Genomic DNA, 22,776 nt, shown 5'->3' with positions numbered 1-22,776 from the left:
GCGAGTCGGTAGTCTGTACTGCGGGAACGGCAGTGGCTCCGTTCCCGCAGTACGGCAGTCCGGGTCTGCACGAACGCCAGCCGCACGTGCGGCAACGTGCCCGGACCAGATGCCGAATGACGGCACGCAACACCATGGAGACTGGCAGTCCGAACCCGAGACCGGGACAGGCATGAGCCGCGTCCCGGGATGGAGGAGCCGCTGGTGCTAAGCACTTTGGCCCAAGAAGAGACCGACATACTCGAGGGTACGGCCGGAACAGATCCGGCTGTGCTGTTCGGTGCTGCCTACCGGTCCTTCGCCGGCCCCGTCCAGGGGTACCTCCGGGCGCGCGGGGTGGATGATCCGGAGGCGGTCACCCAGGACGTCTTCCTTGCCTTCTACCCGAAAATCGGCGATCTCACGGGCGGTCTTCAAGGCGCCAAGTCACTGCTTTTTTCCATGGCACATGCGCGGATGGTTGATTATTACCGCCGGCTGGAGCGCAGGCCCCAGCTGAGCCCCTACGATCCCGAGCTGGACGCCAGGACCACGCCGTCGGCAGAAGAACACGCCGTTGAACTTCATGGCGGCGCCGCCGCAATGCTGGACGGACTCAGCGATGAACACCAGGAAGTCCTGGCCCTCCGCGTAGTGGCCGACCTGTCCATAGAACAGGTGGCCGGCATCATGGGCAAGAGCACCGGAGCCGTCAAGCAGCTCCAGCGCAGGGCCCTGCACAACCTCAAGGCACAGACGCTTCAACGAAACCAGGGCAATCATGAGTGACACCGCAGCATCCCGCAGCGACTCGTTCGTAAACCAGCTGCTCCTCGAGGCAGGCATGGACGACGACGCCCGGCTCCGCCCTGCGCTGCTGGAGCTTCGTGCGCTCGCGGACGCCACTCCCGCGCCCTCCGCCGCGGTCGCTGCGCTGATGATGCCGGCCGTGGCTGCTGCCCCTCAACCGGCCGCAACCCTTGATGACGTCCCTCGCGCGGACGAGCTGGCGGCACGCCGCAGGGCCAAGCGGCGCGTCGCGCTCACCACGCTGTCCGTGGCGCTCTCGCTGAGTGCCGGCGGCGCTGTTGCGGCGGCGTCGGACCAGGGGATCCGCGAGTCCTTCACCCAACTGGGCCACAGCATCACCTCATTCATGACCGGCTCCGGGGGAGCACCTGCCGGCAACCAGGCCGACGAACCCGCCGCGCCCCTCCCGGCGAATCCAGCCGGCCCGGCAACTGCCCCGGCCGTACCAGCCCCCGGCCCGGATCCGGTGCCGGCCGGCGGACTCCCGGCTGTGCCTTCCGACGGGCCCGGAGTACCGGAAACCGCCCCCGGCCAGGCCTCTCCGGGCAACGCCGCCGACCTACCGGCATCGGGCACGCTGCCCGCCGCCGTTCCCGACGACCTTGCGGAAGGCCTCGGCCGCCCCCCGGTCCCCGTCCCCGGGCCGTCGGACATTACGCTGCCCGGAACACTGCCCACGGTCCCGGTGCCCTAAACCCGCTTTTCAGTAGGCTGCTCCGCCTGCCTTGACCATGGCGCCTGACGGGCTGGCCAGGTACCAGACGTTGTTGACGCCCTGGCCCAGGATGTCGCCGGGCTTGGCGTCCTTGGCGAAGTAGTACAGCGGCAGTCCCGCCAGTGTTACCTGCTTCTTCCCGTCCGGCGTCGCGATGGTGCCCAGCGCCCCGCTGACGCCGTCCGCGGACGGCCGTTCCGACGTGGTGGTGACCGGCGGCCAGGCTGCAAGGCAGGCGTCCGTGCAGGCGCTGGTTCCGGAGTCCTTGACATCCTTCGTGAAGAAGTAGACGCTCATGCCCTTGGCATCCACAACGATGGCCCCCGCGGTTGAGGAGGCTGTCTTGAGCTCGACGGCGGCACTGGCGCTTGCAGAAGCGGCGGGCGGACCCGCCGTGGCTGCCGAACTGGTGGCCGCCGGACCGGTGGTGGCCGGTGCGGTTCCGGTGCTGCCGCCGCAGGCGGCCAGCGCCGCGGAAAGGGCCAGGGCGGCGAGGCCTGCGCCCACGTTGCGTTTCATGGGGTTGCTCCTTGGCTGGGCCCGGCGTCGGATCACCGGACGCTAATCCTTACGACGCACCGGGACGGGGTTTGGTTCACGCCCGCCGCGCATTGAACCTTCCGCCGGACCACGGCGTCTTTACGGGCGTATAAAAGAACTGTGGGTGAACCCCGGCAGGAGGGACGGCGTGCCGCTTGATGAGGACGTGGTGAAGTCCATCTACCGCGACCACGGCCCTGCCCTGCGCCGCTTTGTGCTGGGCGTTTCCCGGGATCCGCAGCTCGCCGAGGACGTGGTCCAGGAAACCGTGCTGCGCGTCTGGCAGCAAACGCCTGAGATCACCGGGAGCCTGCGCAGCTACCTGTACCGGACGGCCCGGAACATCATGATCGACAACTACCGCAGGGCGCAGCGCCGTCCGGCTGAAATGCTGGAAGGCGACGTCTCCGAGCCCGCAGCAGTCATGGAGAAAGTGGACGAGCTCCTCAACCGCGTGCTGGTCGAGGAGGCCCTGGTCCGGCTGAGCAAGGAACACCGGGACGTCCTGGTGGCCCTGCACTACCGGCGCTTCACCGTGAACGAGGCCGCCGTCCAGCTCAACATCCCCAGCGGAACGGTCAAATCGCGCGCCTATTATGCCGTGCGGGCGTTGCGCACCATCCTGGACGAGATGGGGGTGGAACGGTGAACACCGCGGAACCGCACCAGCTGCTGGGCGCCTACCTCCTGGGCGGCCTGGACGCCAAGGACCTCGAAACGTTCGAGGCCCACCTGCAGGAGTGCGGGAAGTGCCGCGATGAACTTGCGGGCCTGGAGAAGATTCCCATGCTGCTCGACGCCCTCCCCGTGCCGGACGCCGCGGTGCTCACGGCTGAGCCGCGGAGACAGCCTGATCCGGCGCCGTTCCCAGATCCGGTGCCGCTGCTGCGCAAACTGGCGCACCGCCGTCGGACATTACGACGGCGGTGGACGGCGCTGGCAGCCGCCGCAGCCGCCGCGTGCCTTGCCTTGGGCCTGGCGGGCGGTCCGCTCTTGGTCCGGCCCCCGCAGCCGGACGCCACCTACTCGGTGCAGTCGGGCGGCGGCCTCCAGTTCAGGGTGGACCTCGCCCGGAAGACCTGGGGAACAGAGCTTGCCGTGAACGGCAGCAGCCTCCCGGCCGAGGGGACGCTGTCCCTGTGGGTACGGGACCGCGACGGCGGCGAGGACCGGGCGTGCGCCTGGACGGCGACTCCCAGCGGCAGGGTCAAGGTCACCGGGGCCACGCCGCTCCAGCTGGGGAGCATCGCAAGCGTTGAACTGCGCGATGCCACCGAACGCGCCGTGGCCGTGATCACCGTCCCCTGACGTGCCGGCCCTGGGGGGAGCCCCCCGCAACCGTCAAACAGGCTAGTTGTTCAATTTGCCCAGTTTGGCGCGAACTACCATGAAGACGCCGTAACAGATCAGGCCCGCCCCCACAGCGGCCAGGAGGTAGACGCCGAAGGGCTGGTCACGGAGGGCGCGGAGCCCGCCGTCGAGTCCCGTGGAGTCTTCCGGATGGGCCTGGAGGGTGGCCACCGCGATCAGCAGGCCTGCCAGCAGCAGCACCGTGCCCTTGGCCACGTACCCCGTGACGCCAAGCACCGTAACTGCAGTCCGGGCTGACGGGGAAGCCGGCATGACCAGGTGCTTTTCGAAGGATTTCCTCAGGCCGCGGATACCGTAGATGACTCCGGTGACGGCGATGGCGGCGCCCAGCAGGACCAGCAGGGCCACGCCTCCGGGAGCCCTCATCAAGGTCAGGGTGAGGTCTGCGGCGCTTTTTTGGTTGTCCCCGCCGGACCCTGTTCCCATGGCGAAGGACATGAGCGTCAAGGCGAGTCCGGTGAAGACGAGCGCCTGGACGCCGGCCTTGGCCTTCTTTCCGGCTTTTTCCTTGGTGGGCAGGCGGTTGTAGTCAAAGATGGCATCGCTGGTTTGCCATAGTGCCAGGCCGGCGCAGGCAGCGAAGCTTGCCCACAGGAGGAACGGCCCTGCGGGCTGGGTGGCGAGCTCGGCCACCGCGCCGCTGAAATCAGCATTTCCGGTACCTCCAGATGCCAACCTGATGGCGATTGCGCCGACCAGCAGGTGCAGGATGCCGCTCGCCGCGAAGCCTGCCCTCGCCAGCAGTTCCAGCGTCCGCGAGTTGGTGACGTTTTCCGCCGCGTCAACGGCCTGCTTCATTTCCTTTTTGATGGCTGTTCCTTTGTGCATGTGCTCAGCTGGCGTGCGCCCCCTGCACACAGGGCAATCGTGCCACGCGGAGGCGGTGCGGAACAGTGGCCGCCCCCGGCGGCCGGCGGGAGTGGCCGGCTTCAGCATGGCCGGACGCCGGCTGCGGCCCTGCAGGACGGTCCTAGAGCCGGCGGTAGCAGAGGTCGAAGATCAGCCGCCCGGCCTCGTGGGCCTTGGCCTCGAAGCTGGTCCGGATCCGTCCTTCGAAACGGGGCGCCCAGCCGCCGGTTTCGTCAATTCCTTCGTTGGGGCCGGTGTGCTCGGTGCTGACGGGGGCGCGGCCCTCCCTGACCGGTGCACCGCCCACCACGGACTCGACGCCTGACTGCCAAACCTGCGTGAGGGGACTTTCCGGGCCGCGGCGCTCGCCGGTGTGCAGGTTTTCAAAGTCTTGTGAACCCGCCAGGACATCCCGGACGTGGACGGCGTAGTTGGACCAGTCGGTGGCGATCCGCCACAGGCCGCCCGGTTTCAGGGCACGGGCCGCGAGGCCGGCAAATTCGGGCTGGATGAGGCGGCGTTTGTGGTGCCGGGACTTGTGCCACGGATCGGGAAAGAAGACCCACAGTTCGCTGACGGAGCCCGCCGGGAGCATCGTGGCCAGGACTTCGGGGGCGTTGGCCTCCACCACCCGGACGTTGCTGAGGCCGCGGCTGTTGATCTTGATGATGGTGTTGGCCAGGCCCGGGGTGTAGACCTCAACTGCCAGGAAGTCGGTGTCCGGGTTCTGCTCGGCGGCGTGGCACACGGCGTCGCCCAGGCCCGAGCCGATCTCCACAATGAGGGGAGCCTTGCGGCCAAACTCGGCTTCGGCGTCGAATGTGTAGTCGGGGTGGACCGAGGTGTTCGCAACGTGGCGGGGAACGTCCACCGCCCACCGTTCCGCATGCTCCTCCCAGGCCGCCTGCCGGCGGCCCTGCAGGCGCGTGCCGCGGCGGACGAAGCTGACCGGCCGGCCGCCGTACGTGCCAAAGGAAGCCTGCGTCCCGGGCGTGACGGGCCTCGGGACATGCGGCTGCTGGGGGTTTTCCGGGGATTCGCTCATCCCTTCCAGAATAGCGGCGCGCGGACCGTGTGCTGCTCACAGTTTCCCCAACTGGTCCAGTGCAGGACCCACGGCCAGGGCAACCACTAAGCCGCCGATGCACAGTGCAACGGCGGCCCGCCCCCGCCCGGGCGGTGAGTGCGGTTGGCCGTACACGATGGGGATGGACAGTGCCAGTGACGGCAGCGAAAAAAGGAGGGGCAGGCTAAAGAACGCTAAAGGCACCAGCCAGGGCGTCTCTGACGGGCCGTTGGACGGATATGTGGCAAGCATGGCAAATATGGCCAGCGGAGCTGTGATCGTCATGCTGGCAAGGGAAAGGCCGGCCAATATCAGGCTGGCGTTTGCTTTGCGCACGTTGCCGTGGACCAGGGGTGCCCTGCTCTCCGCCGGAGTTTCCCCGGCCTGCGCCATCCCGTGCCCGCGTGGCTCATTCGGTGGCTGAATGCCCATCACCCTCCTGCCGTTTGCGCTGATCGCTGAGCAACCTGCGGCTGCTGCAAGTTACAACGTAGGCGTGGCGCCGGAACCGCCGGAAGGTGCCGCGGTCCATATGTGGATAATCCGGGCAGCCAGCCCACCCTGCAAGAATGGGCTGATGAGGGAAGCGACCAATGCCAAGGCATGGAACCGCCGGGCAGGTGACCCTGGGGTGAAGGGGCAGCCAGGGACGCTGGTGGACGCAGAAGTTGACGAGACGCCCGCGCCCGGGCCCACCCAGGTTGGCAGCCGCCGGCAGCTCGTATACCTGGGGCTGTGCCTGGTCCTGATCGGACTGAACCTGCGGACAGTCTTTTCCAGCTTCTCCGCAGTCCTTCCCGAGGTAATGGCCCAGGCAGCCCTGCCCGGCTGGGCCGTGGTGGTGCTGACCACCGTGCCCGTCACGCTGCTGGGCGTGTTCGCGCCCCTGGCCCCGGTACTGGCAAGGCGGTTCGGCGCCGAGCGCGTGCTCCTCGGCGCCATGGCGGTGCTTACGGCAGGGCTGTTGCTGCGCCCCGCTGAACTGGGCCTCCCGGCAACCGGGCAGGACGCCGGCCACCTGCCGGCTCTCCTGGCAGGGACAGCGGCCTGCGGGGCGGCAATCGCCCTGTGCAACGTGCTGTTGCCCGGGCTGGTCAAGCGCGACTTCCCGCACCGGCTGGGCCTGATGGGCGGGCTCTACACCACAGCCATCTGCGCTTCGGCGGCGTTGGGGGCAGGCTTCACCTACCCGGTCTACACGGCAACGGGGGAGTGGACCCTGGCGCTGTGGTCCTGGGCGGTGCCTGCCGCCGTCGTCCTTCTCTTGTTCCTCCCGGTGGCCCTCCGCCAGCCGCGCATCCGGCACCAGGCCGTCAGGGACGGCGTGAACGTGTGGCGCTCCGCGGTGGCCTGGCAGGTGACCATCTTCATGGTGCTGCAGGCCATGATGTCCTTCAGCGTCTTCGCCTGGCTGGCGCCGATCCTCCGGGAACGGGGCGTGGACGGGGCAACGGCGGGGCTGATCGTCTCGATGTCCATTGTGCTGCAGATGCTCGGTTCGCTGTTCGCGCCCGCACTCGCCGCCAGGCTGAAGGACCAGCGTGCCATCAACGCCGCCGTGGCCCTCATGACCGGGGCGGGCTTCGCGCTCAGCATCTTCGGCCCCCTGGAGCTGGTCTGGGCGTGGGCGGGCCTGTTGGGACTGGGCCAGGGCAGCCTCACTGCCGCGGCGCTGACCATGATCATGCTGCGGACCCGGGACGGGCACACCGCCGCACACCTGTCCGGAATGATGCAGGGCGTGGGCTACGGGCTGGGCTCCACCGGCACGCTGATGGTGGGCCAGCTGCACCAGGCTACAGGGTCCTTCACAGCAGCCGGGGTCCTGTTCCTGGTGGTGGGGCTGCTGGCGGGGATCTTCGGGTACCGCGCCGGCCGCGACCGGTTCGTCAGTTAAGGGCGGTCACCGTGCAGGATTCCGTTGTTCCAACGACCAGTCCCGCGGCGGGCATCCTCCGGGGGACGTACCTCTGGGTGACGGTTGGCACGTGTGCCCTGGTGTTCCTGGCCGCATTCGAATCCCTCGCCGTCACCACCATCATGCCCCTGGTCAGCCGCGAACTCGACGGCGCAGGACTCTATGCGCTCGCGTTTGCCGGGCCCCTGGCAACAGGCGTGATCGGCATGGTTGCCGCCGGAAACTGGTCCGACCGGCGCGGCCCCACAGCCCCGCTCTACGCCTCCGTGGCCTTGTTTGTGCTGGGCCTGCTGATTGCCGGAACCGCCGTGTCCATGCCCGTGCTGGTTGCAGGCCGCCTGGTGCAGGGCCTGGGCGGGGGAGCCCTGACAGTGGCGCTGTATGTGCTGGTGGCGCGCATCTATCCCGGCACCCTGCACCCCAAGATCTTTGCGGCGTTCTCCGCGGCGTGGGTGATCCCGTCACTGGTGGGGCCTTTTGCGGCCGGGATCGTGGCGCAGGTCTTCAGCTGGCACTGGGTCTTCCTGGGCGTGGTGGGGCTGGTCATCCCAGCGCTGCTGATGGTCGCGCCCGTGCTCCGGGGACTGGAGCCTGAACCGGCCGGGGCGCCGCATCTGCGGCCACCCTGGGCGCCGGGCCGGTTGGCCTGGGCAACCCTGGCGGCGCTCGCTGTGCTGGGGCTCAACCTGTCACGGGAAATCCGGATCCCCGGTGTTCCCGCCGCGCCGGCACTCGTGGCGGTTGCCGCCGTCGTGATTGCCCTGCTGGCCGTCCGCCCGCTGGTTCCGCGGGGCACCCTTGCCGCCCGCCGCGGCCTGCCCAGCGTGATCCTGGTGCGCGGGCTCGCCTCGGCTGCGTTCTTCGGGGCCGAGGTTTACCTGCCGTACCTGCTGATCGAGCAGTATGCCTTTCCGCCCACCTTCGCCGGCCTTACCCTCACCGGCGGGGCGCTGGCGTGGGCAGGCGCTGCGGCCGTCCAGGGACGCCTGGGCAGCAGTCTGTCCCACCGCGGTGCCGTGAGCATTGGTGCCCTGATGGTCCTCGGCGCGGTGATCCTCGCCTTGGCCACCACCGCGTTCCATTGGCCGCCCACCGTCGTCATTGCCGGCTGGATTTTTGCCGGCGGGGGCATGGGGCTGCTGTATCCGCGGCTCAGTGTGATGACCTTGGCACTGTCCAGCAAGGAAAATGAGGGCTTCAACAGCTCCGCCATGTCCATCGCGGACTCGCTGGGCGGGGCGCTTGCCCTCGCCACCACGGGCATCGTGTTCGCGGCATTTACGACGACGGCGGAATCCTTCGCCGGGGTCTTCGGCCTCGCCGCGGTGCTCGCCGCCGCCGCGGCCGCCGTCGCGCCCCGGATCACCGGCCGTCCGCGCACGTAGCGCGCCCAACGGGGCACCCGGGCCGGCCGCCGGATTCCCGGGGCGCGGGGTCAGGGCAGCCGGGTGGCCCGCAGGACGACGTCGGCGATCGTTGCGTGCCGTCCGTCAGGCCCGGTGACCGGCCGCTCCCGGCTGGTCTGGACCTCCAGTTGCCATTCGGGACCGTCAAGCCCCAGTTCCTGGACGAGCTCATCGCAGGTATAGAACATCCCCCGGTGGTTGTGCCCGCCGCCCCACGGCGGGAGCCTGTCCGGGTGGTGGCCCACCACCAGCAGCGTGCCGCCGCGCTTGACTGCCGCCGCGGCGGTGCGGAGCGGGCCCTGCCAGGCGAGCTCCTCCGAGTGCAGGAACTGCGACGTCACCAGGTCGAAGGAGTCCCCGGGCTCCCACTGGTCAAGGTCCGCTTGTTGCCAGGTGATCCGGCTTCCGATGGTGCCCTCCGCGGCATGGACGCTTTCCCGTGCCAGCGCGGCCTTTTCATGGGACCGTGCCCGGTCCAGGGCTACCGCGGAGACGTCGACGGCGGTGACTGTCCACCCCTGCTGGGCAAGCCAGATGGCATCAGCTCCTTCGCCGCAGCCAAGGTCCAGCGCTTTACCGGGACGGAGGCCGCCGGCTTCCCGCACCAGCTGGGGGTTGGGCTTGCCGCTCCACATCCGGGGTTTGCTGCGGTATCGGTCGTCCCAGATGGCCGCGGCGTCGGCTCCGGCGTGTATGGCCACGCCTTCGGTGAGCGTTCCGTCGGAAAGGCCAGGCCCGGCGTCGTGCGTCTTCTGCTGCGGTTCAGGATGCTGCGCGTCATTCCCGCGGGCGGCGTGTTCACTCATGCCTCAAGCCTGCCCCGGCCCCGCCCCCAAGGCAACGCCCAACTAGGTAGCGCCAAGTGTCGTTTTCAGGGGTCAAAACGACACTTGGCGCTACCTAGTTGGGAGGGGCGGAGAAGGGGAGCGGGCCCGGGATGCTAGACTGGTGGAACTTGATGTGCAGTGATGCCCAGGTTTTCCTGTGTGAAGGTCCCCCTTCATCCAGGGGCTGGGCTTTTTTCATGTGAGAGGCACATCCTGCGTCGATGAACGCATTCCATTTGGTCCCGGCCGCCGCTTTGCATAAGCGGCAGCAGGCTGGTTGATCACCTGAATTTTCTTCGGCGAACCCTTGAGCCAACCGGCATCGGGGGCCGATATCCGCATGGATACCGCCTGAAAGACCTTTGACTTTGACTACATTTGCTGCCCTCGGCACGCCCAAAGCCCTTGCTGACACCCTCACCGCCCAGGGAATCGAAACCCCGTTCCCCATCCAGGTGAAGACCCTCCCTGACACCCTTGCAGGACGCGACGTCCTGGGCCGCGGCCGCACCGGTTCCGGCAAGACCATCGCCTTCGCCATCCCGCTGGTGGCCCGCCTCGCCGAGCGCGAAGCACCGTACTTCCGCAAGCCCGGCCGCCCCATGGGCCTTGTCCTTGCACCCACCCGCGAACTGGCCACCCAGATCAACGCCACCATCGAGCCGCTGGCCAAGGCTGCCGGCCTGAACACCACCGTGATCTACGGCGGCATCTCCCAGGCGCGGCAGGAAAAGGCGCTGCGTGCCGGCGTCGACATTGTCATCGCCTGCCCCGGCCGCCTGGAGGACCTGATCCGCCAGCGCATCCTCACTCTCGAGGCCGTGGAAATCACCGTGCTGGACGAGGCGGACCACATGGCCGACCTTGGCTTCCTGCCCGTGGTGAAGAAGCTCATGGACATGACCCCCAGCCAAGGCCAGCGCCTGCTGTTCTCCGCCACCCTGGACAACGGCGTGGACAAGATCGTCCAGCGCTACCTGTCCAATCCGCTGACTCACTCCGTGGACGACCCCCAGGCCGCGGTCACCACCATGGAGCACCACGTCCTGGTGGTCAACGACCAGACCGTCAAGAAGCAGCTGATCGTTGAGCTCGCCTCAGGTGCCGGCCGCCGCGTCCTCTTCATGCGGACCAAGCACCACGCCCGCAAGCTGGCCAAGACCCTGACCGACGCCGGGATCCCGGCCGTCGACCTGCATGGCAACCTGTCGCAGAACGCCCGTGACCGCAACCTCGCCGAGTTCTCCAACGGTGACGTCCGCGTCCTGGTGGCCACCGACGTCGCCGCCCGCGGTGTTCACGTGGACGACGTCGAACTGGTCATCCACGTTGACCCGCCCACCGAGCACAAGGCGTACCTGCACCGTTCAGGCCGCACCGCCCGCGCCGGTTCCGACGGCACCGTTGTCACGCTGACCCTCCCGGAGCAGCAGAGCGACGTGAAGAAGCTAATGAAGGCCGCCGGCGTCGAGGTCAACTTCGAGCGGGTCACCGCCAACTCACCGCTCGTTGCCGAACTCGTGGGTGAGATGGCAGAAAAGATCGACCCGCGAACCCGCGCTGCACTGCTGGCCAAGAAGGCCGCGCAGCAGGGCGGCGGCACCTCCACGGGTGCCAACGCCGAGCGCAAGCGCGCACGCCGCCAGGCCGCACCCACCACGGGCGGCCGGGGCGGCCGCGGCGGCCGGGGCAAGGTTTCGGCCGAGCCTGTCCGCACCGATGTTCCCCGCGCCGAGCGCCGGGCCGTTGCCTTCGAAGGCCGTACCGAAGCCCGCGCAGCATTCGATCGGGTGGCTGAGCAGAACGAGGACCGCGCCATTGCGGCAGCGGCGGCACGGCGCAACAACCGTGGCCGCGTCACCGCTTCCACGCACCGCAACGACGTCCCCGCAGCAGGTGGCCGTGCATCGGCCGGCCGCGGTTCGGACGGCCGTGCAGAGTCGCGGGTAACCCGCAGCGAAGCCCCCCGCGGCGGCACGGGCCGCCCGGCCAGCTCAGGACGTCCGGCTGCCTCGGGCGGCCAGCGCAGTGGACGCCCGGCAACCGGTCAGCGCGCGGCAGCCGGTGCGGGTGCAGGTACCCGCGGCGGTTCACGCTCCGCTGGTGCGGGTGCGGGTGCGGGTGCGGCCAGCGGCGGCAACAAAGCCGTCTGGTCCTCCAACACCGGCGGCACGTCCGGCGGGTCCTACGGTTCGAGCAACGGCGGCGGCTCCGGCCGTCCCGCCCGCAGCGGTCCCCGCCGCGCGTCGGCTCCGGCGTCCAACGAGCGCCGCAGCCGCTAACCTTTCGGACTTTCGCGCCCGAAACGGACGGCCGCTCCCGGGATCCCGGGAGCGGCCGTCAGATTCGGTAGCGGAAAACGGCGGGTTCTTACCAGCCGCGGGCGCGCCACTCCTCGAGGTGCGGCCGCTCAGCGCCCAGGGTTGTCGGCTTGCCGTGTCCCGGATGCACGACGGCGGTGTCCGGGTAGGTGCCGAACAGCCGCTCGGTTACGTCGGACAGCAGCAGGCTGAACCGCTCCGGATCCTTCTGGGTGTTGCCCACGCCGCCGGGGAACAGCGAGTCGCCGGAGAAAATGTGCGTTGGCCCCTCGGGGTCTTCATACACAAAGGCAATCGAGCCCGGTGTGTGTCCATGCAGGTGGACCGCGGTGAGCGAAATGCCGTTCACGGCAACGGTGTCCCCCTGCCCAAGGCGCCGGTCCACTGGGACAGGCAGCGCATCGGCGTCGTCCGTTCCGGCAACGGTGGACGCCCCGGTGGCGGCCACCAGCTCCTTCAGCGCCCGGACGTGGTCCCAGTGCTGGTGCGTGGTGGCGACTACGGCCAGCCGCGCCGGTGCGGGCGTGTCCCCAGCCGCATCCTGCAGGAGCTGCCGGATGGCGGGAAGGTCATCCGCGGCGTCGATCAGCACCTGCTCGCCGCTGCCTTTGGCGGTCAGCAGGTACACGTTGTTGTCCATTTCGCTGACGGAAATGCGGCGGATGGTCAGGGCTGGCAGGTCGTACAGAAGTGAGTCCATGGGCTTGAGTCTATTCACGGCCCTCGGACACCCAGTTGGGGTCCGCTGAGCGGGAGCCGACGACGGCGTCCGAGGCTTCACCGAGCGCGTCCAGTTGGGCAGGGGTGAGGTCCAACGCGAGGGCGCCCAGGTTTTCGTCGATCCGGTGGCGCTTGCGCGTGCCGGGGATGGGGACGACCGGCAGGCCCAGCCGCCTGCCCTGGGCGAACAGCCAGGCCAGGGCAACCTGGGCAGGTGTTGCGTCCAGTTCGCCAGCCACGGACCGGACGGTGTCCACCACTGCCTGGTTGGCGCTTGCAGCATCCAGGGCGAAACGGGGGATCCGGCGTCGGAAGTCCTTTTCGCCCAGGCTCGAGGCGTCCACGGTGCCGGTGAGGAATCCCCGGCCCAGCGGCGAATACGGCACAAAACCCACTCCCAGGGCGGCCGCGGCAGGAACAACGTTGCGTTCCACGTCGCGGCTCCAGATGGACCATTCACTCTGGACCGCCGCAATGGGGTGGACGGCGGAGGCTTCCTCCAACTCCTGGGCCGTCACTTCGGACAGCCCCAGGTGCTTGACCTTGCCCTGCTGCACAAGCTCCGCCATGGCCTCCACGGTTTCCACAATCGGAACGCGGAGGTCACGGCGGTGCATGTAGTAGAGGTCAATCCGGTCGGTTCCCAGCCGTTGCAGGCTGCGGTCCACGGCCTGGCGGATGTAGGCGGCATCGCCGCGGATGTCCGTGTAGCCGTCCGCCGGCGTCCCCACCAAACCGAATTTAGTGGCCAGCTGGACCTCGTTCCGCCGCTCCTTCAGCAGCCGCGCGATCAGTTCCTCGTTGCTGCCCCCGCCATAGATGTCCGCGGTGTCAATGAAGCTGACACCGGAGTCGACGGCGTGATGCAGCGTCCGGAGAGCGTCCTCCGGGTCCACCTCCCCGTAGACCGGCGTGAGCGCCATTCCGCCGAAGCCGAGGGGGCTGACGCTGAGGCCGTCGCCGAGTCCAACTGTGGATGCCATGGGTTCTCCTGTTCGTTTCCTCTTGTGCAGGCTCAAAATCTTCACAGTCGCTGGGCAGGGCCTAATCCCAGGGGATCACCCGGTCCGCCGACCGCCGGGTGGCTTGGATCAGTACGGCGTTGGCTTCGTCAGGACCGGCTGCCCACGCTTCCGCCGCTTGCCGGTCCATCCCGAACGAGACATGCCTCGCCACGAGCCGGCCCAGCCGCAGCGCCGGCGGCGTGTCCACGAACCACACCTCGTCCAGCTGGGCTCGGATGTCTTTCCAAGGCTCCTGCTCCATCAGCAGGTAGTTGCCTTCCGTGATGACCAGCGGCACCTCCGCCGGCACCGCAATGGAGGCTGCCACGGGTTCATCCAGGGTGCGCCGGAACTCCGGCGCGTAAACCACCGGCTCGTCGCGCCGGGCCAGGCGGCGCAGCAGTGAAAGGTACCCGCCGGCGTCGAACGTGTCCATGGCCCCCTTGCGCTGCCGGAGCGGCGTGCCGTCAATAATGGCGTTGCCCAGGTGGAAGCCGTCCATGGGCACCACCACGGCCTGCCCTGGACCGAACTGCCGCCGGATCCATTCCGCGAAGGTTGACTTGCCCGAGCCGGGCGCTCCGGCGATGCCCAGGATGATGCGCGTCCCGGGAACCAGCCTGCGCCGGAGGGCGTCCATGGCCTGGGTGATCTCGGGGGAGTCCATGGCAAAAGCCTAGACTGCCCGGGGACAGGACAGGACAGGACAGGACAGTCGCTGAGCCTGGAACGCCGCCCCTCTGCTGCACAGGCCGGCGTCACCCAGGTGGAACAGGCCTTTGGCGGCAGTCCGCGGCCGAAGCCGTTGGTGCCGCCCGTCTGGTCCAGGATGTGGAACCAGTCGCCCGAATCGTAGCTGTTGCGGTCCAGGGACTGGTGCTGCGCGGCCGGTCCTGCGGCAAAGCCTTCAGGCCGGCGACGCAGCCCACGATCCCCGCGATAAAAGCCACTTTGAGCACGCTGAAGGCTTCCGCGCCGGTGGCCATTGCCCAGCCGACGGTCAGCGCGGCGCCTACCCCCACCCACACGGCGTAGGCGGTGCCCAAGGGGATGTGCCGGATGGCCCAGCCCAGTCCCAGCATGCTGAACGTTGCCGTAACGGCGAAAACCATGGTGGGGAGCGGTCTGCTGAAGCCGTAGGACAGGCCAAGGGCCGTGGCCCACACGGCTTCCAGGACCGCCGAGGCCAGCAGCACCAGCCAGGGAACCCTGTGCTGCAGCATCACGCCACCACCTTCAAGCCCACCACGCACACTGCGATGCCGGACAGCAGGAGGAGGCGCGCCGCCGTCGGGCGCTCCACCCTGCTGGCGATCGCGTAGGCGGAGGTCAGCACCACGCCGACGCCTACCCACACGGCGTAGGCCGTGCCGGTGGGAATGGACTGCATGGCGAGTGCCAGGCCGCCGGTGCTTGCCGCGGCGGACACCAGGAAGAGTGCAGCCGGCGCAATGCGGCGGCGTCCGGCAGCCTGGAAGGCGCGGTGCAAGGCTGCCGCCCAGACAGCCTCGAGGGCGCCGGAAAGAATGAGTATCAGCCACGACATGGGGGATCCTTTGGCCAGTCTTGTCGTGTGCCGGGTACTGAACCGTCGTCCGGAGGCTCGGGTGCAGAGCCTTGCTTTCCAGCGTAGCAACGGGCGACGACGGCGGGCCACCCGTGGTGGCGAACCTCACCATTGCCTCTTCCACCCCAACTAGGTAGCGCTAAGTGTCGTTATGAGCCTCCAAAACGACACTTAGCGCTACTTAGTTGGGCCGGGCAGGGAAGGTTAGAGCGCGCCGCCGGCGGCCTCGGGCGCTGCGGCGTCGCGGCCGCCGTCGCCGATGGTTTCCCGGGCGATGAAGTTCTCGATGTCGAACAGGTTGTCCGCGCGCTCGGCGATGTTCAGGAGCGTGGTCATGGAGGCTACTTCCTCCACCTGCTCCTTGAGGAACCAGAGCATAAACTGCTCGCCCAGGGCGTCATTTTCGCCCCGGGCGGCCCGGAACAGGTCCTCGATGTTCTTGGTGACTTCCTTTTCCTGCTGCAGGGCAAGGGCCAGTGGCTCCGTGACGGAGGCGAAGTCGTTGCGGACGGCCGGAACGCCGGGGATGGTGAAGGTAATGTCCCGGTCCAGCATGTACTGCACCATCATCATGGCGTGGTTCCGCTCTTCCACGGACTGGCGGTAGAAGTATCTGGCCAGTTGGGGGAGGTCCTGGTTGGCGAACCAGGTGGCCACGGCAATGTACTGCTGGGAGGCAGCGAACTCATTGCCGATCTGGGTGGACAGGAGGGCATTGAAGTTTGAAGTGGTCATAGCCCGAGTCTAGGGACGGCCGCTGGGCGTGGCCAGTATGGGAAGGCTTCACTTCTCAGCCAGCCCGCTGCACCAGCAACTGTTCAACACGCTCCGGCGCGTAAAGGCTCTCCTCCACCAGCCTGCACAGGCCAATGGCCGTGGCGGTCCTGCTGTCCGCCGGCACAATCTCCAGGTCCACCAGGGAGGGCTCGAAGGCGTCGTCCAGGATCTGCCGGCGGCAGGCACGCAGGAAGTCCGGGAGCACTCCGACGAGCCCGCCAATGGCGATGCGCCCCGGGTTCAGCGTGCCCACGGTCGCGGCGAGCGCACGTCCCAGCACCCTTCCGGCTTCCGCGACGGCGGAGCGAACGGCGGGGTCGCTGCCACAGGCGTCCACAAGCTGCCGCAGCGTCCCATAGCCGGAGAGCTTCGGATCGGCGAGCAGCGCCCGCCCCGAGGCCACGGCGGCGAGGCAGCCGTCCCTGCCGCAGCGGCAGCGCCGGCCCGCGGCCTCGGGGACGCGGACGTGCCCGATGTCCCCGGCGGCGCCGTGGGCGCCACGCACCAGTGCGCCGCCGACAATAATGCCGGAGCCGACGCCGGTGCTGACTTTGACAGCCACGAGGGATTCGAGCGGCTCCCGGACCTCCCCTACGGCCATCGAGCGGACGTCATTTTCCAGCAGGACCGGGCAGTCCAGCCTTGACTCCATCACCTCCTGCAGGCGCTGGAGGTCCCAGTGGGCAAGGACGGTCCGCTCCAGCCCCAGCCGGTGGAGCGGGTCTACGGGAGCGGGCAGTCCCACTCCCGCTCCCACGGGCTGCCGCCCGTCGAGCAGACGGAGGGACTCCTTGATGACCTGGCCGGCCACGTCCTCCTGGGATTGCACGATATCGATGGGCAGCAGGGCGGAGGCCTCGATTTCGCGGCTTAGGGACAGGAGGTGGATCCCCGCGTGGGTGTGGCCGATATCGATGCCGAGGACCAGCTTGTTGCGGTCATCGAAGCGAAGGGCGCGCGGCGGCCTGCCGCGCTGGGCATGTATTGGGGTGGATTCATAAACCAGGCCCGCGGCGAAAAGCGCGTCGAGCCGTTCATAGAGGGTGGACCGCGCCATGCCCGTGATGTCCAACAGTTCCGCGCGGCTGTAACCTGCCGCGTTCGAGCGCAGCAGCTGGAGAACATGGCCGGCACTTGTGGCAAGCCCCACCGGAGGTTGGCCCGAGCCCCCGACGAGCGTCCTCTGCTGGGTCATGCTCGCTCCCTCTGAAGTGGACCAGGCTGGCCTGCAGCCGGGGCGTTGACGTGGTCTGGATCACACAATTATGATCGACCATCAGACAAAAATACTATCTGCCCTTTAAGCAGGAGGCTCCCATGTCCGATCTCGCTCACTTCGACGTCAGCCGGCGGACCTTGTTGAAGGGAGGCCTGCTGGCCCTGGCCACAGGCCCCCTCCTCGCGGCCTGCGGTGTGAATACCAGCGGAAGCGGAGGGGCCGGCTCGGTCAACTTCCTCTCCACCCAGTTCTCCCCGGTGGAGGAGCGGCAAAAGTACGAAGCCACGCTCAAAAAGTTTGCCGGGGATATCCAGGTGGCCTACAACCCCGTTGACACCGGCGTCTTCAACACCACCCTGAAGTCCCAGCTTTCGGCCGGAAAGGTGGAGGTGGGAATTGCCGGAGGCCTGCACGGCGACCTTGTTCCCTTTGCCTCACAGTTGGAGGACCTCAGCTCCCTGATGAACGACCTGTCCTCGGCAGGATACTCAGACGATCTGAAGGAGCTGTCCAAGCTCGGCACGGACGTTCCCCGGTACATTCCGTGGATCCAGGCGACATATGTGCTGGCGATCAACAAGAAGGCGCTTGAGTGGCTGCCGTCGGGAGCCGACGTCAACAAGCTCACCTACGATCAATACCTGGCATGGGCGCAGGCCGCCAAAGCAGCGAACGGCCGGCCGGTCTTCGGCATTCCGGCGGGGCCCAAGGGCCTTCACCACCGCTTCTACCAGGGTTTCCTCCTCCCCAGCTTCACCGGCGGACAAATCACCACCTTCCGCAACCCGGATGCCGTCACGGCCTGGACCTATATGCGGGAGCTTTGGGCTAACACCAACCCCGCCTCCGCGAACTACGACTTCATGCAGGAGCCCCTGGCCAACGGTGAGGTCATGGTCGCTTGGGACCATGTGGCCCGACTCATCACCGCCGTCAAGGACAAGCCCGACGAATGGCTGATGGTGCCGGCGCCGTCCGGTCCGAAGGGCAAGGGCTACCTGCTGATCGTCGGCGGCATGGCAGTGCCCCAAGGTTCACCCGAGAAGGACAAGGCCTTCGAACTCATCAAGGCCCTGTCCAAGCCCGAGGCGCAGATTGAGACACTGAAATCCAATTCCTTCTTCCCCGTTGTCAAGACGGAAGTCGGCGGCGACCTTCCCGGCGGCGTCGCCCTTGAGGCAAAGGCAGTCAAGGCCCAGCAGGAGGCCTCCGATGCGCTGCTCGCACTGCCGCCGGTCGGCCTGGGAGACAAAGACCCCCAGGTTTCCCAGCTCTTCAAGAACTGCTTCCAGGAAATCTGCCTGAACAACGCCGACGTGAAGGCGACGCTGGACCGGCAGGGTGCGGAACTCGCGAAGATCATGGACAGCCTCAACGTCCCCTGCTGGGCGCCGGATCCCAAACAGACCCCATGTAAGGTCTCCTGATGGCCGCCCCCGGCGCTCCGGCGGACGCCAAGCCCCGGCCCCGGCCCTCAGCGCCGCGGGGCCGGCCGTCGCGCAGGAGCGGCACCTCGGCAGCGATGCTGCTCATCGCCCCGTCCATCGTCTTCATGACACTGCTCTTCGGCTGGCCGATGGTGAGCGGCATCCTTCAGGCGTTCGGCGGCCCCGAAGGGCTTACGACGGCGAACTTCACCCGGATGGCGCAGGATCCGTACTTCTGGTCATCCGTGGGCAACACGCTGCTCCTTATCGTGGTGATGATTCCGATCCAGTTCGTCCTGGCGCTTGCCATGGCCCTGCTCATCCGGGCCAAACCGCGGGGCTCGTCGGTGTACTTCTACATCTGGGCCATACCCCTGGCCGTCAGCGACCTTGCCGCCGGCCTGGTGTGGTTGACCGTCTTCACGGACCGCGGATACCTCAACTCCGTGCTGGCTTCCGTGGGCCTTGAACCGGTCTCCTGGCTCGCCTACGACAACTACGCCTCGATGTTCATGGCCGTGCTGATCGCCGAGGTCTGGCGCGCCACGTCCCTGGTGTTCGTCATCGTGGTGGCAGGGCTGCAGTCCATCCCCAAGGACTACGAGGAGGCCGCCGGCGTCTTCGGCGCGGGCTTCTGGGACCGGCTCTGGCACGTGACCCTCCCGCTGCTGCGTCCCAGCCTCCAGACGGCCCTGATCCTGAGGACCATCCTCGCGTTCCAGACCTTCGCCGTGGCGCTGGCCCTCACCGGCCAGAACTTCCCGCTGGTGGTCGGCGAGACCTACCGGTGGTACACCGGACTGCAGGACGCCAACGTGGCCTCGGCCCTGGCCCTGGTGGTCATGGCAGTGTCCATGGTGACCGCAGTCGGCTACCTCAAGCTCCTGCGAGACCAATCGGAGGCAGCCCGATGAGCCACGCCACCACCAACCAGGCAACGGCTCCGGAATCGCGGCCCCAGCCGGAAGTGGACCGCCGGCCGCTGGCACGGCGGCGCCGCAGCCGGGTGCTGCTCCAGGTGGGCTGCATCCTCATCACGCTCTTCATGGCGCTCCCCATCTACCTGATCGCGCTGTCCGCCACCTCCAGCAGGGCGGCCCTGCAGGCGTTCCCCCTGAGCTTTGTTCCCAGCAACTTCTCCCTCGAAACCATGCAGACGTTCCTGCAGTCCACGGGCGTCCTGGCCGGGCTCATCAACTCCGTCCAGGTGGGCATCTTCACCCTCCTGCTCTCCCTCATCATCGGAGTTCCCGCCGGGTACGCGGTGGCACGTTTCGCCTTCCCCGGCCGGGACCCCTATCAGCTCTTCCTGCTCTTCACCCGTGCGCTGCCCATCGTGGTGCTTTCCGTGCCGCTCGCCCAGCTGTTCCTGCAGACGGGGCTGTATGACAGCGTCCTTGCCGTCGTCCTGCTCCACACCGCACTGGCGCTGCCCACCACCATCCTGATCACGTCCTCGGTGTTCCTGGGCGTGCCGCGCGACGTCGAGGAAGCTGCCCGCATCTTCGGCTGCACCCCCGTGCAGGCCTTCCTCAAGGTGGTCATGCCCATGGCCATCCCCGGCATCGCCGCGGCCTCCATCTTTACCTTCGTCATGTCCTGGAACGAAGTCCTGGGTGCGTCGATCCTCACCCTGAACCAGCGCACGCTGCCGGCCCAGGTCCTCAGTTCCCTCGCCGAGTCACCGCTGGCTTACCGGTTCGCCGGCGGCTTCCTGCTGGTGATCCCGGCACTGATCTTCATCTTCTTCATGCGCCGCTACCTCACAAACATGTGGGGCTCCACGATCCGCTAGTGCTCTCCAGAGAGGCTGTCCCATGGCTGACATCTCCATCAAAGGTCTCCACAAGACCTACCCCGGCAGCACCGAGCTGGCCACGAACAACGTGTCCCTCGAGGTTGCAGAGGGTGAGTTCATGGTGCTTCTCGGGCCCTCGGGCTGCGGGAAGACAACCCTGCTGCGCATGGTGGCGGGGCTGGACTTCCCGGATGAAGGGAGTATCTCAATCGGCGGCCGGGATGTAACGTACCTGCCCCCGCAGGACAGGAACCTCTCCATGGTGTTCCAGTCCTACGCCGTGTTCCCGCACCGCAAGGTCCGCACCAACATCGGGTTCGGCCTCGTCATGAAGAAGGTTCCCCGGGATGAACTCGAGAAGAAGGTCGCCTGGGCGGCCGACCTGCTCCAGCTCACCCCCTACCTGGACCGCTACCCTGCCCAGCTCTCGGGCGGGCAGCGGCAGCGCGTCGCCGTCGCCAGGGCCATCGTTATGGATGCGGACGTCCTGCTCATGGACGAGCCCCTGTCCAACCTGGACGCCCTCCTGCGCCTCGACTTCCGGGCGGAACTGAAAAAGATTGTCCAGCAGCTGGGCTCCACCACGCTTTACGTGACGCACGATCAGGTGGAGGCGATGAGCCTCTCAGACCGGGTGGCCGTGATGAAGAAGGGGCAGATAGCCCAGCTTGGGCATCCCATCACCGTCTATGAGGAGCCCGCGGACCGCTTCGTCGGGGGATTCATCGGCTCGCCGCCAATGAACTTCCTTGAGGGCCGGGTGACGCAGGAGGGCGCCCTGGAAGTCGCCGGCCAAGGCACTGAGGCGCCTGAATTCCTGGCCCGCTCCGCGGCCCGGTCCGGCGGACTTCCCGTGATGGTCGGGATCCGCGCGGAAAACATCTACATTGAGCAGCGGGGAGCCCCGGGAACCCTCGACGCCACCGTGGAAGTGGTGGAACCGCTTGGCCATGCAACCCTGCTGACCGTGGACCTGGGCGGACAGACCATCAAGGTCCAGGTTGCCTCCACGGTACGGGTCTCCCCGGGGGAAAAGGTTGGACTGAGGTTCGACCAGGCAACCATCCGGTTCTTCGATACGGAGACGCAGCTGGGACTCACGGCATGAGCCAGGCGCCGGACAGGGACACGTATCCGATCAAGGACCTTGAGGAGCTCGGGCGCCGCGCCAGGAACGTCCTGGCAGCCAACGACCTCGGCACCATGGTGACGGCCGCACCGAACCTGTATCCGCACATGTGGAGCTGGGACGCCGCGTTCGTCGCCGCCGGACTTTCGACCGTGAGTGTCGAACGCGCCCTCCGGGAGCTCGACTACCTGCTGGCCGCCCAGTGGAAGAGCGGGATGATCCCGCACATCGTCTTCTCCGACGTCCCCGGCTACTTCCCCGACATCGAACGGTGGGGGACCCGCGGGGCCTCGCCGGAGGGTGTGCAGTCCAGCGGCATCTGCCAGCCGCCGGTGCACGCCACCATGCTGCGGCGCATCGTGGAACGGGCCACGGCTGCGGGAGGCAAGGATGCCAGGCTCGCGGATGAATTCACCCGCCGGACGCTGCCGGGATGGATCGACTGGCACGCCTGGCTGCGGAGGGCCCGCGGCGGGGACGGCTCGGGCCTGCTGACCATTTACCACGGCTGGGAATCCGGGATGGACAACTCCCCGCGCTTTGACGGCCCGTATTCCAGGGTCAACCCGGGGAAGATGGAGCCGTTCGTCCGCACGGACACGCAGAAGGTCAAGGACCACAGCCAGCGCCCCAGCGACGAGGAGTACAGCCGCTACCTTTGGCTGGTGCAACAGATGGCGGACGTGAGGTTCGACGACGAGCGGTTGCCCCGGGTGATGGCCTTCCAGGTCAAGGACGTCTTCATGTCCGCGATCTACGCCGCGGCCAATGAGGACCTGGCCGTGCTGGCGGAACAGTTCGGACTGCCGGAGGAGGCGCCCCGGTTGCGGGAATGGGCCAGGGAATTCCGCGACGGCGTTGACGCGACGGTGGATGGCAGGACCGGACTCGCACGCGACCGGGATGTGCTGACGGGGGAGTGGATCGGACCGCCCACCATGGCCGGATTCGCGCCCCTCATTTCCACCAATGACCAGGCCCTCCTTGACCGGCAACTGGAAGTCTTCGAAGGGCCGGACTGGACGGGCGATCCCCGCCTGGCCTTCCCGCTGCCGGCTTCCACGTCCACCACCTATAAAGGGCTGAAGCCGCGCCAGTACTGGCGCGGACCCGTGTGGCCGGTGATGAACTGGTACCTGGCCCACTGCCTGCGCAGGCGCGGGGACGAGAAGCGCTACCGCCGGCTGCGGGAGGCCTCCCTCGCCCAGCTGATGGAGGGCCATTTCGGTGAGTACTACGAGCCCTTCACCGGCGAACCGCTGGGCAGCATGGACCAGTCGTGGACAGCGGCCGTGGCGCTGGAATGGCTTGCCGATCCTGAGAACGGCTGACC

The 22,776-nt window shown here is 67.8% G+C and carries 24 protein-coding genes and 1 riboswitch; of the genes, 12 read left to right on the top strand and 12 right to left on the bottom strand.

From position 1 onward, the window contains the following. Nucleotides 1-189: 189 nt before the first annotated feature. Both C3B78_RS18050 and C3B78_RS18045 read left to right on the top strand, forming a co-directional pair. Nucleotides 190-768: an RNA polymerase sigma factor gene (locus C3B78_RS18050; protein WP_104999286.1), complete on the top strand. Its 579-nt coding sequence runs from the start codon at nucleotides 190-192 to the stop codon at nucleotides 766-768. Beyond that, nucleotides 761-1,483 carry a hypothetical protein gene (locus tag C3B78_RS18045; protein WP_104999285.1) on the top strand — a complete coding sequence of 241 codons (723 nt, stop codon included), beginning with the start codon at nucleotides 761-763 and terminating at the stop codon, nucleotides 1,481-1,483. Before C3B78_RS18050 ends, C3B78_RS18045 begins: the two co-directional genes overlap by 8 nt. Nucleotides 1,484-1,492: 9 nt before the next feature. Here the strand turns inward: C3B78_RS18045 and C3B78_RS18040 are convergent, their stop codons facing one another. Further along, the gene (locus C3B78_RS18040) at nucleotides 1,493-2,023 is read right to left on the bottom strand and encodes a COG4315 family predicted lipoprotein (protein WP_104999284.1); all 531 of its coding nucleotides are present in this window, start codon (nucleotides 2,021-2,023) and stop codon (nucleotides 1,493-1,495) included. Between the two features lie 169 nt (nucleotides 2,024-2,192). Here C3B78_RS18040 and C3B78_RS18035 point away from each other — a divergent pair, with 169 nt between their 5' ends. Then, nucleotides 2,193-2,693 (top strand): sigma-70 family RNA polymerase sigma factor, encoded by a 501-nt coding sequence (locus tag C3B78_RS18035; protein ID WP_104999283.1) that lies wholly within the window; start codon nucleotides 2,193-2,195, stop codon nucleotides 2,691-2,693. Next, nucleotides 2,690-3,352 carry a zf-HC2 domain-containing protein gene (locus C3B78_RS18030; RefSeq protein ID WP_104999282.1) on the top strand — a complete coding sequence of 221 codons (663 nt, stop codon included), beginning with the start codon at nucleotides 2,690-2,692 and terminating at the stop codon, nucleotides 3,350-3,352. The genes C3B78_RS18035 and C3B78_RS18030 overlap by 4 nt, the downstream gene beginning before the upstream one ends. A gap of 42 nt (nucleotides 3,353-3,394) precedes the next feature. On the opposite strand, the gene C3B78_RS18025 is transcribed toward C3B78_RS18030, so the two are convergent. The 3 genes from C3B78_RS18025 to C3B78_RS18015 form a co-directional block, all read right to left on the bottom strand. Beyond that, nucleotides 3,395-4,243: a DUF1206 domain-containing protein gene (locus tag C3B78_RS18025; protein WP_104999281.1), complete on the bottom strand. Its 849-nt coding sequence runs from the start codon at nucleotides 4,241-4,243 to the stop codon at nucleotides 3,395-3,397. 142 nt (nucleotides 4,244-4,385) lie between these two features. Then, nucleotides 4,386-5,309, bottom strand: a complete 924-nt coding sequence (trmB, locus tag C3B78_RS18020; protein WP_104999280.1) for a tRNA (guanosine(46)-N7)-methyltransferase TrmB — start codon at nucleotides 5,307-5,309, stop codon at nucleotides 4,386-4,388. 36 nt (nucleotides 5,310-5,345) lie between these two features. Continuing rightward, a complete protein-coding gene (locus tag C3B78_RS18015; RefSeq protein WP_158677288.1) occupies nucleotides 5,346-5,762 on the bottom strand; it encodes a hypothetical protein in 417 nt (138 codons plus the stop codon). Between the two features lie 145 nt (nucleotides 5,763-5,907). Here C3B78_RS18015 and C3B78_RS18010 point away from each other — a divergent pair, with 145 nt between their 5' ends. Continuing rightward, complete coding sequence (locus C3B78_RS18010) at nucleotides 5,908-7,227, top strand: MFS transporter (protein ID WP_199775286.1); 1,320 nt, start codon at nucleotides 5,908-5,910, stop codon at nucleotides 7,225-7,227. 11 nt (nucleotides 7,228-7,238) lie between these two features. Next, the gene (locus C3B78_RS18005) at nucleotides 7,239-8,633 is read left to right on the top strand and encodes an MFS transporter (RefSeq protein ID WP_104999278.1); all 1,395 of its coding nucleotides are present in this window, start codon (nucleotides 7,239-7,241) and stop codon (nucleotides 8,631-8,633) included. A 50-nt stretch (nucleotides 8,634-8,683) separates the two neighbouring features. Here C3B78_RS18005 and C3B78_RS18000 read toward each other — a convergent pair whose 3' ends face one another. Next, entirely contained in the window at nucleotides 8,684-9,460 is a 777-nt protein-coding gene (locus C3B78_RS18000) for a class I SAM-dependent methyltransferase (protein WP_104999277.1), read from the bottom strand. A gap of 389 nt (nucleotides 9,461-9,849) precedes the next feature. Here C3B78_RS18000 and C3B78_RS17995 point away from each other — a divergent pair, with 389 nt between their 5' ends. Next, nucleotides 9,850-11,763 carry a DEAD/DEAH box helicase gene (locus tag C3B78_RS17995; protein WP_104999276.1) on the top strand — a complete coding sequence of 638 codons (1,914 nt, stop codon included), beginning with the start codon at nucleotides 9,850-9,852 and terminating at the stop codon, nucleotides 11,761-11,763. 88 nt (nucleotides 11,764-11,851) lie between these two features. On the opposite strand, the gene C3B78_RS17990 is transcribed toward C3B78_RS17995, so the two are convergent. The 7 genes from C3B78_RS17990 to C3B78_RS17960 all read right to left on the bottom strand — a co-directional run bounded on the left by C3B78_RS17990 (nucleotide 11,852) and on the right by C3B78_RS17960 (nucleotide 17,065). After that, nucleotides 11,852-12,502 carry an MBL fold metallo-hydrolase gene (locus C3B78_RS17990; protein ID WP_104999275.1) on the bottom strand — a complete coding sequence of 217 codons (651 nt, stop codon included), beginning with the start codon at nucleotides 12,500-12,502 and terminating at the stop codon, nucleotides 11,852-11,854. Between the two features lie 10 nt (nucleotides 12,503-12,512). Further along, nucleotides 12,513-13,505 (bottom strand): aldo/keto reductase, encoded by a 993-nt coding sequence (locus C3B78_RS17985; protein ID WP_104999274.1) that lies wholly within the window; start codon nucleotides 13,503-13,505, stop codon nucleotides 12,513-12,515. A gap of 61 nt (nucleotides 13,506-13,566) precedes the next feature. After that, nucleotides 13,567-14,193 carry a nucleoside/nucleotide kinase family protein gene (locus C3B78_RS17980; protein WP_104999273.1) on the bottom strand — a complete coding sequence of 209 codons (627 nt, stop codon included), beginning with the start codon at nucleotides 14,191-14,193 and terminating at the stop codon, nucleotides 13,567-13,569. A gap of 91 nt (nucleotides 14,194-14,284) precedes the next feature. Further along, nucleotides 14,285-14,749: a DMT family transporter gene (locus C3B78_RS17975; protein ID WP_104999272.1), complete on the bottom strand. Its 465-nt coding sequence runs from the start codon at nucleotides 14,747-14,749 to the stop codon at nucleotides 14,285-14,287. Further along, nucleotides 14,749-15,072, bottom strand: coding sequence for a DMT family transporter (locus C3B78_RS17970; RefSeq protein WP_104999271.1), 324 nt, complete (start codon nucleotides 15,070-15,072; stop codon nucleotides 14,749-14,751). Before C3B78_RS17970 ends, C3B78_RS17975 begins: the two co-directional genes overlap by 1 nt. A gap of 9 nt (nucleotides 15,073-15,081) precedes the next feature. Continuing rightward, a riboswitch (guanidine-III (ykkC-III) riboswitch) is annotated at nucleotides 15,082-15,147 on the bottom strand. 150 nt (nucleotides 15,148-15,297) lie between these two features. Next, nucleotides 15,298-15,828, bottom strand: coding sequence for a ferritin (locus C3B78_RS17965; protein WP_104999270.1), 531 nt, complete (start codon nucleotides 15,826-15,828; stop codon nucleotides 15,298-15,300). A 55-nt stretch (nucleotides 15,829-15,883) separates the two neighbouring features. Then, nucleotides 15,884-17,065, bottom strand: a complete 1,182-nt coding sequence (locus C3B78_RS17960) for an ROK family transcriptional regulator (protein ID WP_104999269.1) — start codon at nucleotides 17,063-17,065, stop codon at nucleotides 15,884-15,886. Between the two features lie 122 nt (nucleotides 17,066-17,187). On the opposite strand from C3B78_RS17960, the gene C3B78_RS17955 reads away from it, so the two are divergent. Genes C3B78_RS17955 through ggh form a run of 5 tightly spaced genes read left to right on the top strand, consistent with a single transcriptional unit; the run spans nucleotide 17,188 to nucleotide 22,774 of the window. Continuing rightward, nucleotides 17,188-18,516, top strand: a complete 1,329-nt coding sequence (locus C3B78_RS17955; RefSeq protein WP_104999268.1) for an ABC transporter substrate-binding protein — start codon at nucleotides 17,188-17,190, stop codon at nucleotides 18,514-18,516. Then, nucleotides 18,516-19,430 carry a carbohydrate ABC transporter permease gene (locus C3B78_RS17950; RefSeq protein WP_199775285.1) on the top strand — a complete coding sequence of 305 codons (915 nt, stop codon included), beginning with the start codon at nucleotides 18,516-18,518 and terminating at the stop codon, nucleotides 19,428-19,430. Before C3B78_RS17955 ends, C3B78_RS17950 begins: the two co-directional genes overlap by 1 nt. Continuing rightward, nucleotides 19,427-20,311: a carbohydrate ABC transporter permease gene (locus tag C3B78_RS17945; RefSeq protein WP_104999266.1), complete on the top strand. Its 885-nt coding sequence runs from the start codon at nucleotides 19,427-19,429 to the stop codon at nucleotides 20,309-20,311. Before C3B78_RS17950 ends, C3B78_RS17945 begins: the two co-directional genes overlap by 4 nt. A 22-nt stretch (nucleotides 20,312-20,333) precedes the next feature. After that, nucleotides 20,334-21,422 carry an ABC transporter ATP-binding protein gene (locus C3B78_RS17940; RefSeq protein ID WP_104999265.1) on the top strand — a complete coding sequence of 363 codons (1,089 nt, stop codon included), beginning with the start codon at nucleotides 20,334-20,336 and terminating at the stop codon, nucleotides 21,420-21,422. Continuing rightward, nucleotides 21,419-22,774: a glucosylglycerate hydrolase gene (gene ggh / locus C3B78_RS17935; protein WP_104999264.1), complete on the top strand. Its 1,356-nt coding sequence runs from the start codon at nucleotides 21,419-21,421 to the stop codon at nucleotides 22,772-22,774. The genes C3B78_RS17940 and ggh overlap by 4 nt, the downstream gene beginning before the upstream one ends. The last annotated feature ends 2 nt before the right edge of the window (nucleotides 22,775-22,776 follow it).

The sequence above is a fragment of the Arthrobacter sp. PGP41 genome (assembly GCF_002953935.1).
Lineage (GTDB): Bacteria > Actinomycetota > Actinomycetes > Actinomycetales > Micrococcaceae > Arthrobacter.
The sequence above is the reverse complement of the archived record's forward strand: the minus strand, read 5'-3'. Positions and strand labels throughout refer to the sequence as shown.

What these genes read in the sequence shown, in the direction of transcription:
- C3B78_RS18010 (WP_199775286.1), top strand. Translation starts at nt 5,908, where the DNA reads ATGAGGGAAGCGACCAATGCCAAGGCATGGAACCGCCGGGCAGGTGAC.
- C3B78_RS17985 (WP_104999274.1), bottom strand. Translation starts at nt 13,505, where the DNA reads ATGGCATCCACAGTTGGACTCGGCGACGGCCTCAGCGTCAGCCCCCTC.
- C3B78_RS17990 (WP_104999275.1), bottom strand. Translation starts at nt 12,502, where the DNA reads ATGGACTCACTTCTGTACGACCTGCCAGCCCTGACCATCCGCCGCATT.
- C3B78_RS18045 (WP_104999285.1), top strand. Translation starts at nt 761, where the DNA reads ATGAGTGACACCGCAGCATCCCGCAGCGACTCGTTCGTAAACCAGCTG.
- C3B78_RS17955 (WP_104999268.1), top strand. Translation starts at nt 17,188, where the DNA reads ATGTCCGATCTCGCTCACTTCGACGTCAGCCGGCGGACCTTGTTGAAG.
- C3B78_RS17950 (WP_199775285.1), top strand. Translation starts at nt 18,516, where the DNA reads ATGGCCGCCCCCGGCGCTCCGGCGGACGCCAAGCCCCGGCCCCGGCCC.
- trmB (WP_104999280.1), bottom strand. Translation starts at nt 5,309, where the DNA reads ATGAGCGAATCCCCGGAAAACCCCCAGCAGCCGCATGTCCCGAGGCCC.
- C3B78_RS17945 (WP_104999266.1), top strand. Translation starts at nt 19,427, where the DNA reads ATGAGCCACGCCACCACCAACCAGGCAACGGCTCCGGAATCGCGGCCC.
- C3B78_RS17940 (WP_104999265.1), top strand. Translation starts at nt 20,334, where the DNA reads ATGGCTGACATCTCCATCAAAGGTCTCCACAAGACCTACCCCGGCAGC.
- C3B78_RS17970 (WP_104999271.1), bottom strand. Translation starts at nt 15,072, where the DNA reads ATGTCGTGGCTGATACTCATTCTTTCCGGCGCCCTCGAGGCTGTCTGG.
- ggh (WP_104999264.1), top strand. Translation starts at nt 21,419, where the DNA reads ATGAGCCAGGCGCCGGACAGGGACACGTATCCGATCAAGGACCTTGAG.
- C3B78_RS17975 (WP_104999272.1), bottom strand. Translation starts at nt 14,749, where the DNA reads ATGCTGCAGCACAGGGTTCCCTGGCTGGTGCTGCTGGCCTCGGCGGTC.
- C3B78_RS18050 (WP_104999286.1), top strand. Translation starts at nt 190, where the DNA reads ATGGAGGAGCCGCTGGTGCTAAGCACTTTGGCCCAAGAAGAGACCGAC.
- C3B78_RS18000 (WP_104999277.1), bottom strand. Translation starts at nt 9,460, where the DNA reads ATGAGTGAACACGCCGCCCGCGGGAATGACGCGCAGCATCCTGAACCG.
- C3B78_RS18025 (WP_104999281.1), bottom strand. Translation starts at nt 4,243, where the DNA reads ATGCACAAAGGAACAGCCATCAAAAAGGAAATGAAGCAGGCCGTTGAC.
- C3B78_RS18040 (WP_104999284.1), bottom strand. Translation starts at nt 2,023, where the DNA reads ATGAAACGCAACGTGGGCGCAGGCCTCGCCGCCCTGGCCCTTTCCGCG.
- C3B78_RS17960 (WP_104999269.1), bottom strand. Translation starts at nt 17,065, where the DNA reads ATGACCCAGCAGAGGACGCTCGTCGGGGGCTCGGGCCAACCTCCGGTG.
- C3B78_RS17980 (WP_104999273.1), bottom strand. Translation starts at nt 14,193, where the DNA reads ATGGACTCCCCCGAGATCACCCAGGCCATGGACGCCCTCCGGCGCAGG.
- C3B78_RS18015 (WP_158677288.1), bottom strand. Translation starts at nt 5,762, where the DNA reads ATGGGCATTCAGCCACCGAATGAGCCACGCGGGCACGGGATGGCGCAG.
- C3B78_RS17965 (WP_104999270.1), bottom strand. Translation starts at nt 15,828, where the DNA reads ATGACCACTTCAAACTTCAATGCCCTCCTGTCCACCCAGATCGGCAAT.